The following is a 14,571-nucleotide window of genomic DNA, read 5'->3' as shown; positions in this document are numbered from 1 at the left end:
CTAATTACCGATATAAAAAAAGGCTTGTTCAGTCATCACTGAGCAAGCCTTTTTTGCAGATATTATATTTCGGATAGGCTCATCCTGCTAAAACTCAACCATCCCTGCACGTAGCTGCTCGATCAGCTCTAAAAGCTGATTACGCCATTCTCTTATCGTTGCCTCATCAGGTAACCATTGATTTGACAAAGTAACGACATTTACAATAAGGTCGGGCGCAGATAAATCGCTACTTGGTTTTTCATCCACAACCGTATCTGGTGGTACCGCATAGAGACAACGCTCATAAGCGCGCTCTATATTTGCAATAAAGCCTTGCTGCTGTAATTGCTGCAAGCGCTGGATCTCAGGAGATACCTGCGTGCGCTCGCTTAGTGCTTGCTCAATATCTGACAAAGTTGGTGCGGTCATATTTAAACTATAAAAATGACCTAGCTCTTGAGTGAATGCCAGCAACGCACCATATAAATGAAAAATAGCGGTTTCGCAATGGGCTTGATATAACTGCTTATCGCTAGTATTGCCTGCTGTTTGGCAGGATAGACGACAAAAATACAGTTTTTGATTGGTACGATCTGCTTGATATTTGGCAACGCGAGTTTTACCTGCCATTTGTGACTTATCCTTCTATAGATAGTAAATTGAGGCTTGTTTTCCAGTGTACTATTTTTTTAGATAATAGCACCATGTCTTTCTCAGTTTTTATACACACAAAAAAGCCAGCGACTTAGGCTGGCTTTTTCTTAAATTGGGAATGAATCAAAATACTCAATACGATTAATTATTTTGATTTAACTCTTGAGCAAAGGCTTCATCAAAACTTGCAAAGTCTTTGCTATCAGTGCTTGCAGTCATATCAAACGCTGCATTAAGATCATTGTCTTGTAACTTCTGATCCGCTTTCTCTTTGCGTGCCTTGTGATAAGCAAGACCCGTACCTGCAGGAATCAAGCGACCAACGACCACGTTTTCTTTCAGACCACGTAGCTCATCCACTTTACCAGTCACAGCAGCCGCCGTTAGTACACGGGTGGTTTCCTGGAAAGAAGCCGCTGAGATAAAGCTTTCAGTTGCCAGACTTGCTTTAGTGATACCTAGTAATTGACGCTCAAACTGTACTGGGAATTTGTCTTCCGCTTCTAGTTTCGCATTCAACGCTTTGATATCTGCATACTCGACCTGATCACCTTTGAAGTGGCTTGAATCGCCGCCGTCAGTGATTTCAACTTTACGCAACATCTGACGAATGATAACTTCGATGTGCTTGTCGTTGATTTTTACACCCTGCAAGCGATAAACGTCCTGTACTTCGTTGACGATATAATCAGCAAGTGCAGTCTGACCTTTCAAACGCAAGATATCATGTGGGTTCTGTGGACCATCAGCGATCACTTCACCACGTGCTACCGTCTCGTTTTCAAAGACGTTGATTTGACGCCATTTTGGAATCAGCTCTTCATGTACTTCACCGTCTTCATTGGTAATAATGAAGCGGTTCTTACCTTTAGTCTCTTTACCAAAGCTTACGACACCAGTCATTTCTGCCATGATGGCGTGATCTTTTGGACGACGTGCTTCGAATAGATCAGCAACACGTGGTAGACCACCGGTAATATCTTTTGTACCAGAAGATGCTTGTGGTACGCGGCCTAGAATCGAACCTGCTGCTACTTTTTCACCATCGCTCACGCGGATGATGGTTTCAGCTGGTAAGAAGTAAACCACTTCTTTGCCTTCGTCAGTGTTCAAGATAATCGCAGGACGTAAGTCTTTTGCTGAGCTTGAACGGTCACGCGTGGCTAGAATCTCAAATGAGCTCATACCAGTCGCATCATCAACCTTCACTGTGGCAGTCATACCATCAGTGATATCACTGAAGCGTGCTGTACCAGCAAATTCTGTGATGATTGGATGCGTATGCGGATCCCATTTAGCGATAGTTTGACCGCCTTCTACTTGCTCTTCGTCTTTCACAAGTACGCTTGAACCATATGGTACTTTATAGCGCTCACGCTCACGGCCAAGCTCATCGGTCAATGCGATTTCAGCTGAACGCGATACGATGACTAAGTGACCATCGGTATGCTGTACTGTTTTCATGTTTTCAAAGTGCGCTTGACCAGCATTACGTACAGAGATGCTGTTGTCTACAGAGGCTGAACTCGCAGCCCCACCTACGTGGAACGTACGCATGGTCAACTGAGTACCTGGCTCACCGATAGACTGAGCGGCCATAACACCGACTGATTCGCCGATATTCACTTTATGACCACGTGCAAGGTCACGACCATAACACTGTGAACAAACACCATGCTCAACATCACAAGTAATAACTGAGCGTACCCAGATATCATCAATTGCATTGCTGTCAAGGACGTTAACCCAATACTCATCAATCAAAGTACCAGCTGGAACCAATACTTTATCAGCATCATCGTTATACGTCACATCACGTGCAGTCACACGACCAAGTACTAACTCACCTAGTTTCTCAATGATTTCACCACCTTGGATATGTGGCTTCATGAGTAGGCCTTCTTCAGTACCACAGTCATCACTCGTGATAACCAAATCTTGTGCCACGTCAACCAGACGACGAGTTAAGTAACCCGAGTTAGCTGTTTTTAGTGCTGTATCTGCTAGACCTTTACGTGCACCGTGAGTTGAGATGAAGTACTGTAGTACCGTCAAACCTTCACGGAAGTTCGCTTTAATCGGAGTTTCAATGATTGAGCCATCTGGTTTCGCCATTAGGCCACGCATACCGGCCAACTGACGAATCTGTGCTGCACTACCACGAGCACCAGAATCCGACATGATAAAGATCGAGTTGAATGATTTCTGCTCGTCTTCCTCACCTTGCGCATTGATGACTTTATCTGTTGCCAAGTTATCCATCATCGCCTTAGCGACTTTGTCATTGGTACGTGACCAGATATCAACGACTTTGTTATAACGCTCACCAGCAGTTACGAAACCTTGCTCGAACTGATCTTCGATTTCGCGAACTTCGCCTTCTGCCACTTCGATAATTTGCTTTTTCAGTGGTGGAATAACCATGTCATCGATACCGATAGACACGCCAGATAGCGTCGCTTGTGCGAAACCAAGATACATCAATTGGTCAGCAAACATAACGCTTTCTTTGACGCCAACTTTACGGTAGCAAGAGTTGATCAAACGAGAGATATTTTTCTTCGTCATCTCTTGGTTACACTCATCAAACGTCATACCTTTAGGCATGATGTTCCAGATAAGCAAACGACCAGCAACCGTATCTTTAATACTGGTTTCTTTGGTCTCGTTACCGTCTTCATCAATTTGCGTCTCAGTGACACGCACTTTGATCTTCGCGTTTACATGTAGGTCGTTTGAACCAATTGCACGCAATGCTTCATTAACGGTCGCAAAAATCATGCTCTCGCCTTTGGCATTGATAGACGAGCGACTGATGTAATATAGACCTAGTACAACATCCTGTGATGGTACAATGATCGGATCACCGTTCGCAGGTGACAAGATGTTGTTGGTAGACATCATCAAGGCACGTGATTCAAGCTGTGCTTCTAGGGTCAATGGCACGTGAACGGCCATTTGGTCACCATCGAAATCGGCGTTGAATGCAGTACAAACAAGTGGATGCAACTGGATTGCTTTACCTTCGATCAATACTGGCTCAAATGCTTGCAAGCCCAAACGGTGAAGGGTTGGCGCACGGTTAAGAAGTACTGGATGCTCACGGATAACCATGGCCAGCATATCCCACACTTGTGGCTCTTCACGCTCTACCATCTTTTTGGCAGCTTTAATCGTAGTCGCTAAGCCATGAGACAATAGTTTGTTATAAGTAAATGGCTTGAATAATTCTAGTGCCATTTTTTTAGGTAGACCACACTGATGTAGACGTAGCGTTGGGCCTACAACGATAACCGAACGACCAGAGTAATCGACACGCTTACCAAGTAAGTTCTGACGGAAACGACCTTGCTTACCCTTGATCATATCTGCCAAAGATTTCAATGGACGCTTGTTACTACCAGTGATGGCACGACCGCGACGACCGTTATCAAGCAACGCATCCACTGACTCTTGCAACATACGTTTTTCGTTACGTACGATGATATCAGGTGCGCTTAGCTCAAGCAGACGCTTAAGACGGTTGTTACGGTTGATCACACGGCGATATAGATCGTTTAGATCTGACGTCGCAAAACGGCCACCTTCTAGCGGTACTAGCGGGCGCAAATCTGGTGGTAGTACTGGCAAGATGTTCATTACCATCCACTCAGGCTTATTATTAGAATCACGGAATGCTTCTAATAATTTAAGACGCTTAGACATCTTCTTAAGCTTGGTCTCAGAACCTGTTTGCGGAATCGCTTCACGCAGCTCGTCAATCTCAAGATCCATATCGATATCTTTCAATAGGTCTTGGACAGCCTCAGCACCCATCTTGGCAGTGAATTCATCGCCAAACTCTTCAAGTGCTTTGTAATAATCTTCGTCGTCAAGCAACTGATACTTCTCTAAAGAAGTCAGACCAGGCTCAGTCACGATATAGCTTTCAAAATATAGAACGCGCTCAATGTCACGCAATGTCATATCTAGCAATAGACCGATGCGGCTTGGTAGTGATTTTAGGAACCAAATATGCGCCACAGGACTGGCTAGGTCGATATGACCCATGCGATCACGACGGACTTTAGCAGTGGTAACTTCAACACCACATTTTTCGCAGATAACACCTTGGAACTTACGGCGCTTATATTTACCACATAAACATTCGAAATCTTTTACTGGACCAAAGATTTTGGCACAAAAAAGACCATCACGCTCAGGCTTGAACGTGCGATAGTTGATGGTTTCAGGTTTTTTTACTTCGCCATGTGACCATGACTTGATGACGTCAGGTGAGGCTAAGGTAATTTGAATGCTATCAAACTCTGTATTACCGTTGCCGGTAGGGCTTTGCATGATATCGAGTAAATCTTTCAAGTTGCTTCTCCGTTATCTTTATAATCATCTGACAGCGTACCATTGACGCAGATAAGATGAATGAAGGCAATGAATAGGGTTGAGACAAATCACTAAAAGCAGCAGCAATAAAGCAGACTGCCTTTAGTGGACAACTAAGTTAAACAACGGGCTAGTTGCTTTGTTTTAACTCAATATTAATACCCAGTGATTTGATTTCTTTGGTCAGTACGTTGAACGACTCAGGCATGCCTGGATCCATATACTGCTCACCATCAACGATGTTTTTGTACATACGAGTACGGCCTTCAACGTCATCCGACTTCACCGTTAGCATTTCCTGCAACGTGTAAGTCGCGCCGTATGCTTCTAGTGCCCATACTTCCATCTCACCGAAGCGCTGACCACCAAACTGAGCTTTACCGCCGAGTGGCTGCTGCGTCACTAGAGAATAAGAACCCGTTGAACGCGCATGCATTTTGTCATCAACCAAATGGTTAAGCTTGAGCATGTACATGTAGCCGACGGTTACTTTACGGTCAAACTTCTGACCTGTACGACCATCATATAATGTCTGCTGACCATCACGATCCATACCAGCAAGCTCAAGCAAATCTTTAACTTGGCTTTCTCTTGCGCCGTCGAATACTGCTGTGCCCATCGGTACACCGCCACGTAAGTTGTCTGCTAGCGCCATGATGTCATCATCACTTAAGCTATCAAGGTCAACTTGCTCGCCGCCAACTTGGTTATAAATTTTGTCCAAGAAGTCACGTAGCTCTTTGATCGCTGCTTGAGATTTGAGCATACCGTCAATCTTCTCGCCCAAACCTTTTGCTGCCATACCCAAATGCGTCTCTAGAACCTGACCGATGTTCATACGAGATGGTACACCAAGTGGGTTCAACACGATGTCAACGGTATTACCATTTTCATCATAAGGCATATCTTCAACTGGCATGATGCGCGATACAACACCTTTGTTACCATGACGACCAGCCATCTTATCACCAGGCTGAATACGACGCTTAACCGCTAGATATACTTTAACGATTTTTTGTACGCCATGTTGCAAGTCATCACCAGCAGTCAATTTGCGTTTTTTCTCAGCAAACTTCACATCGATGTCTTTTTGCTTATCAACCAAATAATCAGCGATTTGCGTTAGACGCTCAGAGATTTCTTCTTCTACTGGCTGGATATCAAGCAAGGTCTCGAGGCTCATATCTTTCATATCAGCCAAAGCCATAACCGTACCAGCTTTTAGACCAGCACCGCCGCTGACTTTTTGGCCATCTAATAGATTACCGATACGACCACGTGCTGCTTCTTCAAAGATACGTAGCTCTTCTTTCAAATCTTTGCGATAGCTATCAAGCTGCGATTTTTCGATCGCTCTTGCGCGTGCGTCTTTTTCAACGCCATCACGAGTGAAGACCTGTACATCAATAACCGTACCTTTACTTGAAGTCGGTACGCGTAGTGAAGTGTCTTTCACATCCGCCGCTTTTTCACCAAAGATAGCCCGTAGTAGTTTCTCTTCTGGCGTTAGTTGTGTTTCACCTTTTGGCGTCACTTTACCAACTAGGATATCACCAGCGTCAACTTCAGCACCTATATAGACGATACCTGCTTCATCAAGACTTGATAGTGCTGCTTCACCAACGTTTGGAATATCAGCCGTGATCTCTTCTGTACCTAGCTTGGTATCACGAGCCACACAAGTCAATTCTTGGATATGAATCGTAGTGAAACGATCTTCTTTCACGACTTTTTCAGATAGCAAGATTGAATCTTCGAAGTTGTAACCATTCCACGGCATAAATGCGATGCGAATGTTCTGACCAAGTGCTAGCTCACCAAGATCCGTTGATGGACCATCAGCCAAGATATCACCCAAAGCAATTTCGTCACCTTGGTTAACGATGATACGTTGGTTGATACAAGTGTTTTGGTTAGAGCGCGTGTATTTGATCAAGTTATAGATATCGATACCCGCTTCACCAGCAGTCATCTCGTCTTCGTTTACACGAACAACGATACGCGATGCATCAACATCTTCAATCACACCGCCACGCTTAGCGATCACACAAACACCAGAGTCACGAGCAACGTGACGCTCCATACCCGTACCTACTAACGGCTTATCAGCACGTAGCGTAGGAACAGCCTGACGCTGCATATTCGAGCCCATCAAGGCGCGGTTAGCATCATCATGCTCTAGGAACGGAATCAGACCGGCTGCAACCGATACTACCTGACTTGGTGATACATCCATATGCGTTACTTTTTCTGGCGGCATACGAACAAATTCACCATAGCTACGTACACTGACCATCTCGTCAGATAACGCGCCATCTTCAGTCATCGGAGAGTCAGCCTGTGCAATCACAGTACCTACTTCTTCGATTGCTGATAGATACTCAATAACGTCAGTCACTTTACCATCAACCACACGGCGATAAGGCGTTTCTAAGAAGCCAAAGCTGTTGGTTTTAGCAAATGTGGCTAGTGAGTTGATCAAACCAATGTTTGGACCTTCAGGAGTCTCAATAGGACATACACGGCCATAATGAGTATCATGTACGTCACGTACTTCAAAGCCTGCACGTTCACGAGTTAGACCACCAGGTCCTAATGCTGATACACGGCGCTTATGGGTAACTTCAGACAACGGGTTGTTCTGATCCATAAACTGTGATAACTGGCTCGAACCAAAGAATTCTTTCACTGCAGCGGCAACTGGCTTAGAGTTAATCAAATCTTGTGGCGATAAGTTGTCTGATTCAGCTGAGCTCAAACGCTCTTTTACTGCACGCTCAACACGTACTAGACCAACACGGAATTGGTTTTCTGCCATCTCGCCCACTGAACGAATACGGCGGTTACCTAAATGGTCAATATCATCGACATCGCCACGACCGTTACGAATTTCGATAAGCTCTTTTAGAACATTAACGATGTCATCGTTAGTCAATACACTGCGTTCGCGCTGTACATCTGGATCATCGGTGTTTTCAAATGGCAAACCAAGACGACGGTTGAACTTCATACGACCGACGTTAGATAAGTCATAACGATCTGCGTTGAAGAACATGCTTTCAAATAGTTTTTCAGCAGTTTCAACCGTTGGTGGCTCACCTGGACGCATGACTTTGTAGATTTCGATCAATGCTTCTTCACGGCTTGAGGTACTATCAGCACGTAGCGTATCGGCAATATAACTACCTTGGTCGATATCGTTCGTGAATAGAATGCTGAACTCTTTGATGGCACCACTGGCTTCAAATGAGTTCAATTTTACCAATAACTCGTGGTCGATTGGCGTGTTCGCTTTAGCGATGATTTCATCATTAACAACGATGTCTTCAGCTAAAATACGCTCATATAGATACTCATCAGGCACAGCAATTTTCGTCATTCCTGCTTCTTCAAGCTGACGGATACGGCGTGCGTTGATACGTTTGCCCTGCTCTACGATAACGTCACCTTCAGGTGATACGATATCAAACTGAGCCATCTCGCCACGTAGGCGATCAGCAACGAGATCAATTTCAAACGTCTCTTCAGCTTTATAAACAGCCACTTTATCAAAGAACAAATCTAGAATTTCAGATGTGGTCAGACCAAGTGCACGTAAGATGATAGAAGCCAATAGTTTACGGCGACGGTCAATACGAGCAAAGACCAAGTCTTTTGCATCAAATTCAAAGTCTAACCATGAACCACGGTAAGGGATGATACGTGCGTTATAAAGCACTTTACCACTTGAATGCGACTTACCTTTATCATGGTCAAAGAACACACCAGGTGAACGATGTAGCTGAGATACGATAACACGCTCAGTACCATTAATGATAAAAGTACCGTTAGCTGTCATCAGAGGCATCTCGCCCATGTAAACGCTTTGCTCACGGATATCTTTGATAGCGGCTTTACTATCTTTGTCTTTGCTGTCTTTGTCTTTGATGATCAAACGGATTTTGACACGCATTGGCGCCGCAAACGTTGAACCACGTAAGATACACTCACGCTCATCAAATTCAGGCGTACCTAAATAGTACTCAACAAATTGTAACTCGGCGTTACCAGAGTGACTCTCAATTGGGAAAATAGAGGAATACGCAGCTTGCAAACCAGTATTCTCACGAGCTTTTGGCTTTTTGTGCTCTTGCAAAAATTGCTCATAAGAATCTACTTGAATAGACAGTAAATAGGGAACGTCCATCACAGTGGGCAATTCAGCAAAACTTTTGCGAATACGCTTTTTTTCAGTATAAGAATATGCCATCGAGAGTCCTTACAGTAAACGTGGAAACAAATTAAAAGCGTGGCCAGTATGCATAAATACGATGCAAACATGGCGACGTAAACGATAATATAAAACGGGTTTTCGTGTTCAGTTCATGTCTTTTGTGTCAATTACTACTTTACTCATCAGTGCTTACCTAGCACACTTCACTTAATCTCGTCGTTGCTTGCTAAATTCATGGTAAGTGAATCAATCTATATGACTGTTGCAACCAAAAAATTCAATATTATATAATCTATAATGCATTGCCTATGAGGCTTAATTTACAAATACATTGCTGGAAAATAACGTCTATTAAGATTGCATATAAACCACTTGCCATCTAGACTACTTATTACCGAACTATGTTTCCTACACATACGAACTGTCTATAAAACTAAATATCGACAGTCATGCCACACCAAGTAGGCAACTTATGATCAACAGCTTTTTCAGAATACCGCTTTTTTCAGGATTAATAATCGGGGTAACTATAACTTTAAGAATCAGTATAAACTATAGTGTTGATAGGAAAGCATGCAGACACAAAAAAATGCCAAACATCTACAGACGTTTAGCTGATATTAACTGATTTTAAAAACTGGTATGTGTACTTGCATGTATATCGTCTGTCCTTTTGATGGGTATCCACCGTTAATGCATACGTATGTTGGCAGACACAAAAGGTCAAGCTACGAATTATAATAAAAAAAAGCTGGCAATGCAAGGCATTACCAGCTTTTTTTCTGTACAGTGTTAAACTTATTTTAGTTCAACAGTTGCACCAGCTTCTTCAAGTTTCTTTTTCAACTCTTCAGCTTCAGCTTTAGATGCGCCTTCTTTGATTGGAGCTGGAGCGCTTTCAACCAAATCTTTCGCTTCTTTTAGGCCAAGACCAGTTGCTTCACGTACGGCTTTAATTACGCCAACTTTCTTCTCGCCAAAGCTAGCAAGAACTACGTCAAACTCGTCTTTTTCTTCAGCAGCAGCAGCAGCAGGACCAGCAGCAGCAGGTGCAGCAGCAACAGCAGCTGTTACGCCGAATTTTTCTTCCATGTCGCTGATTAACTCAACGATATCCATTACTGACATTTCAGCGATTGCATTTAACACGTCATCTTTAGATAGTGCCATGAGAACTCTCCGTTATCTGATAAAAATTAATTGATTCTAATATCGCTTTGATTGATTGCCGAATATGGCAATAAAATTCAACCAAAATTAGCGATGTTAAAGTTACGTTAAAACAAGCAATTAAGCAGCTTCTTTTGCGTCTTTGATTGCCGCTACAGTGCGAACGAACTTGCCAGGAACAGCGTTCATAGTCTGGACAAGCTTGGTCACTGGTGCATTCATAGTAGCCATCAAGATAGAGATTGCTTCGTCGCGAGTTGGTAGCTTCGATACGCGCTCTAGCTCTTCTGGACCATAAACTTCACCACCGACTGATACTAATTTGGTCTCTAAAGCTTTGTTATCTTTGCTAAAGTCGAAAACGACTCGTGCTGCAGATCCCAAATCTTCCATAGAGAAAGCCAAAAGTAGTGGACCAGTCATACGGTCTGACATGCTCTCAAACTTAGTGCCTTCAAAAGCGCGTTTTGCAAGGGTATTTTTTACCACTTTCAAAACAACACCTTTATCACGAGCTTGTTCGCGAAGCTGAGTAAGCTTAGCAACACCAATTCCGTGATACTCGGCAGCTACTGCTGAGTAAGCATTAGCAGCAACTTCAGACACTTCAGCCACAACTTGTTGTTTTTGCTCTAGCGTTAATGCCATAAGTTGACTCCTTTAATCTTATCAATCTGCTTATCATAAAAGCGCTAAAAATCGAAATTTTCGCAGGCTTAAATTTTAAGCTAGGACTGACTTGATACGACACATTACCAGCGGATTCGATTAATAAAAAAAGCATCTACTGGTAACGACTGATTACGGCACCGTTATCAGAATGACGTTGAGTAATAGTTTGAAGATTATATAAATAATCTTACCGCCCTATTCGCTCGTGTCTTAAACTGTGTGGGCCACCGTCTGCGTAGGACAACTAAGATTTTCATCTGTCGTCGATTAACAAAAGTGACTCAGTATCATATTTAACCATTCGAAAATTGTTACTTATGACACTAAACCGCTCTCTACCTACGGTCTTAGACAGCGTAGCAAATACTACGCTGACCTAATTTTTAAATATAGTATGTGCTCATCATTCAAAATACTTGAAGTTCAAGTACTCAAAGATAGAGACTTTAATTATTTTGCAGTACGATAAGGAACAGCGTCAATCGTTAGACCAGGGCCCATCGTGCTAGACAAGGTAATTTTCTTGATGAAAGTACCTTTAGAAGTAGCAGGCTTAGCACGCTTTAGATCAGAAAGAATCGCTTGCGCGTTCTGCTCGATTTGCTCAGCAGTGAAACCAACTTGGCCGATAGTTGCATGGATGATACCAGCTTTATCAACACGGTACTGTGCTTGACCTGCTTTCGCGTTAGTCACAGCTTCAGCAACGTTTGGCGTTACCGTACCAACTTTTGGGTTAGGCATTAGGCCACGTGGACCTAGGATCGTACCCAATTGACCAACAACACGCATCGCATCTGGAGCTGCGATAACAACATCAAAGTCCATGTTACCAGCTTTGATTTGCTCTGCTAGGTCTTCAAAACCAACGATGTCTGCACCAGCTTCTTTAGCGGCTTCAGCAGCAGCACCTTGAGCAAATACAGCAACGCGTTTGGTTTTACCAGTACCAGCAGGTAGATTGGTTGCACCACGAACCACTTGATCAGATTTACGTGGGTCAACGCCCAAGTTTACTGCGATATCAATAGACTCTTTGAATTTTAGCGCTGGCAAATCGTTTAGGATTTGAACGGCTTCTTCAAGAGTGTATTGCTTTTCGTTATCAATACGGCTTTGGATTTCTTTTTGACGTTTGGTTAGCTTAGACATTATACACCCTCCACGGTAATACCCATTGAACGTGCAGTACCAGCGATGGTACGAACAGCAGCGTCAAGATCAGCTGCAGTTAAGTCTGCATTCTTAGTTTTAACGATTTCTTCTAGCTGTGCACGGTCAACTTTACCGACTTTAGCAGTGTTCGGTGTACCTGAACCTTTAGCAATGCCAGCAGCTTTACGTAGTAAGTACGCAGCTGGTGGTGATTTCATGATGAAGGTAAAAGATTTATCGCTATATACTGTGATCTCAGTTGGGATCGGTAGACCTGGCTCTTGGCCTGAGGTCGCAGCGTTAAATTCTTTACAGAACGCCATGATGTTCACGCCTTTTTGACCCAAAGCTGGACCAATAGGTGGTGAAGGATTTGCTTTGCCTGCAGGCACTTGCAGTTTGATGTAACCATCAATCTTCTTAGCCATGATACTCTCCTAAATGGGTAATAGCGCCAAATCAATGTGGTATATACCTAATTGACTAACAGCTCCCCGGTTGATGAACTTTTTGCTGATTTAGTCTAGCTTTTCAACTTTACTAAACTCAAGCTCAACCTGTGTAGGTCGATTAAATACGTTTACCGTTAGATGTAGCTTAGACTTCTCATAATCCACTTTTTCTACCAACCCTTTAAAGTCAGTGAATGGACCATCAATAACCAACAACTCTTCGCCTGGCTCAAATAGCGTCTTAGGACGTGGGTCAGTTTCAGTCTGGTTCAAACGGTTTAAAATGCGATCAGCTTCTACTTGCGTAATTGGCGCAGGCATCTCAGGCGTACCGCCGATGAAGCCCATAATACGCGGACAGTCTTTTACGATGTGCCAAGTATTGTCGTTCATTTCCATCTGGATCAATACGTATCCAGGAAAGAACTTACGCTCACTCTTACGTTTTTTGCCGTCTTTCATTTCGACGACTTCTTCAGTAGGAACCAACACATCACCGAACGACTCAGTGAAGTCACTACGGTTAATACGATCAGTTAATGAACGTTGTACTTGTTTTTCATATCCTGAAAACGCTTGGACAATATACCAACGCATATCACGCTCCTGATCATTATAAATAAGTCGTTATAAGTAAATCTCTCGTTAATAGTCACTAATACGCGCCATTAACCGATAAAGATACCAACGAACCAATTAAAAAAGTTATCTAATAGCCAAACAAAGAACCCAGCAATCGCAATCACAACAATTACTTGCCATGTGTACTGAAAGGTTTCATCTTTACCTGGCCATGTTACTCGGCGAAGCTCAACACCTGCGTCTCTTAATAATATTTTAAAAGCACGGCCTTGATGCGTCAGCGCCAAGCAAATTAATGCAAATACAATAAGTGCGACAATGATACCAATACGCACCCAGATATCGTTGGCTGGTTGCCAATAGCCTGGTAGATATTGATTAACGAGAGTCGCACCGATCAAAACAATTGCGGCAAGTAGCCACAAAATCAAATCTTTGATTGAGCCAGTCTTAGCAACTTCAACAGCAGAAGTACCGTTCGCTGAGATGTGCTTATCTTTAGACAGCATTCCACCAGCAACCGCCTTGGCATCAGATAACTTAGTCTCGAGGTTATCTTGATTATTGCTCATAAAGAACTCGCTTCGGAGATGGTGGGGTACAACAAAGATGAGATAAGAAGATGGCAGGCGATGTAGGACTCGAACCTACAACCCTCGGTTTTGGAGACCGATGCTCTACCAATTGAGCCAATCGCCTATGGGTGTAAAGGACAGCATTATACAATATTTAGCATAGAATGCAAGCCTTTGGCGGTAAAATTGTTAATTTTTACCTGATATTGCATTTACCAAAAGTCACTATATTAATTATAGGCTTTCTCATTATGGTTTAGATTAACCATACACGTTAAATGCAGCGCTAATATAGCAAGCTATGCGGCAAATTACAACACTGTGTATTATAAATAAATAGCCCGTATCAAAAGCCATGCTATCAAAAGAACCATTTTGCTAAAGCTTAGATCTAATTCTGTAAATACCCTTATTCAACACCCAAAAAAGAGCCACCCTAGATAGGATGGCTTTTTTATGACTAATTCATAATCTCATTACTGAGACTTAAGTCTTAGTTCAATACGTTAGCAACAACACCAGCGCCTACAGTACGGCCGCCTTCACGAATAGCGAAGCGAAGACCTTTGTCCATAGCGATTGGGTGGATAAGCTCTACGCCCATCTCAACGTTATCACCAGGCATTACCATTTCAGTACCGTCTTGTAATTGGATTGCACCAGTTACGTCAGTGGTACGGAAGTAGAACTGTGGACGATAGCCGTTTAGGAATGGTGTGTGACGACCACCCTCTTC

The 14,571-nt window shown here is 43.2% G+C and carries 10 protein-coding genes and 1 tRNA gene; all 11 read right to left on the bottom strand.

Annotation, left to right across the window (positions count from 1 at the left end; genetic code table 11):
* Window positions 1-87: 87 nt before the first annotated feature.
* Window positions 88-612, bottom strand: a complete 525-nt coding sequence (locus ACHUET_RS07090; RefSeq protein WP_394211734.1) for a DUF6586 family protein — start codon at window positions 610-612, stop codon at window positions 88-90.
* A gap of 165 nt (window positions 613-777) precedes the next feature.
* A complete protein-coding gene (gene rpoC, locus ACHUET_RS07085) occupies window positions 778-4,995 on the bottom strand; it encodes a DNA-directed RNA polymerase subunit beta' (RefSeq protein WP_371532948.1) in 4,218 nt (1,405 codons plus the stop codon).
* A gap of 151 nt (window positions 4,996-5,146) precedes the next feature.
* Entirely contained in the window at window positions 5,147-9,265 is a 4,119-nt protein-coding gene (rpoB, locus tag ACHUET_RS07080) for a DNA-directed RNA polymerase subunit beta (RefSeq protein ID WP_238038795.1), read from the bottom strand.
* Between the two features lie 762 nt (window positions 9,266-10,027).
* Window positions 10,028-10,399, bottom strand: a complete 372-nt coding sequence (gene rplL / locus ACHUET_RS07075) for a 50S ribosomal protein L7/L12 (RefSeq protein ID WP_057761722.1) — start codon at window positions 10,397-10,399, stop codon at window positions 10,028-10,030.
* A 120-nt stretch (window positions 10,400-10,519) separates the two neighbouring features.
* On the bottom strand, window positions 10,520-11,047 hold the full coding sequence (gene rplJ / locus ACHUET_RS07070) for a 50S ribosomal protein L10 (protein ID WP_025652244.1): 528 nt from the start codon (window positions 11,045-11,047) through the stop codon (window positions 10,520-10,522).
* Window positions 11,048-11,521: 474 nt separating this feature from the next.
* Window positions 11,522-12,223 carry a 50S ribosomal protein L1 gene (gene rplA / locus ACHUET_RS07065; RefSeq protein ID WP_087039615.1) on the bottom strand — a complete coding sequence of 234 codons (702 nt, stop codon included), beginning with the start codon at window positions 12,221-12,223 and terminating at the stop codon, window positions 11,522-11,524.
* Complete coding sequence (rplK, locus tag ACHUET_RS07060) at window positions 12,223-12,654, bottom strand: 50S ribosomal protein L11 (protein ID WP_058025423.1); 432 nt, start codon at window positions 12,652-12,654, stop codon at window positions 12,223-12,225. Before rplK ends, rplA begins: the two co-directional genes overlap by 1 nt.
* Before the next feature lie 90 nt (window positions 12,655-12,744).
* Entirely contained in the window at window positions 12,745-13,275 is a 531-nt protein-coding gene (gene nusG, locus ACHUET_RS07055) for a transcription termination/antitermination protein NusG (RefSeq protein WP_201599900.1), read from the bottom strand.
* A gap of 71 nt (window positions 13,276-13,346) precedes the next feature.
* Window positions 13,347-13,832 (bottom strand): preprotein translocase subunit SecE, encoded by a 486-nt coding sequence (secE, locus tag ACHUET_RS07050; protein WP_394211730.1) that lies wholly within the window; start codon window positions 13,830-13,832, stop codon window positions 13,347-13,349.
* Window positions 13,833-13,883: 51 nt separating this feature from the next.
* A tRNA-Trp gene (locus ACHUET_RS07045) sits at window positions 13,884-13,959 on the bottom strand.
* 369 nt (window positions 13,960-14,328) lie between these two features.
* On the bottom strand, window positions 14,329-14,571 hold a 243-nt coding region (locus ACHUET_RS07040; protein WP_463556186.1), incomplete at its 5' end, for an EF-Tu C-terminal domain-related protein.

It is taken from the genome of Psychrobacter piscatorii (assembly GCF_043641605.1).
In the GTDB taxonomy this organism is placed as follows: Bacteria; Pseudomonadota; Gammaproteobacteria; order Pseudomonadales; family Moraxellaceae; genus Psychrobacter; species Psychrobacter piscatorii_C.
The sequence above is the reverse complement of the archived record's forward strand: the minus strand, read 5'-3'. Positions and strand labels throughout refer to the sequence as shown.

What these genes read in the sequence shown, in the direction of transcription:
- secE (WP_394211730.1), bottom strand. Translation starts at nt 13,832, where the DNA reads ATGAGCAATAATCAAGATAACCTCGAGACTAAGTTATCTGATGCCAAG.
- rplK (WP_058025423.1), bottom strand. Translation starts at nt 12,654, where the DNA reads ATGGCTAAGAAGATTGATGGTTACATCAAACTGCAAGTGCCTGCAGGC.
- nusG (WP_201599900.1), bottom strand. Translation starts at nt 13,275, where the DNA reads ATGCGTTGGTATATTGTCCAAGCGTTTTCAGGATATGAAAAACAAGTA.
- rplJ (WP_025652244.1), bottom strand. Translation starts at nt 11,047, where the DNA reads ATGGCATTAACGCTAGAGCAAAAACAACAAGTTGTGGCTGAAGTGTCT.
- rplL (WP_057761722.1), bottom strand. Translation starts at nt 10,399, where the DNA reads ATGGCACTATCTAAAGATGACGTGTTAAATGCAATCGCTGAAATGTCA.
- rpoB (WP_238038795.1), bottom strand. Translation starts at nt 9,265, where the DNA reads ATGGCATATTCTTATACTGAAAAAAAGCGTATTCGCAAAAGTTTTGCT.
- rplA (WP_087039615.1), bottom strand. Translation starts at nt 12,223, where the DNA reads ATGTCTAAGCTAACCAAACGTCAAAAAGAAATCCAAAGCCGTATTGAT.
- ACHUET_RS07090 (WP_394211734.1), bottom strand. Translation starts at nt 612, where the DNA reads ATGGCAGGTAAAACTCGCGTTGCCAAATATCAAGCAGATCGTACCAAT.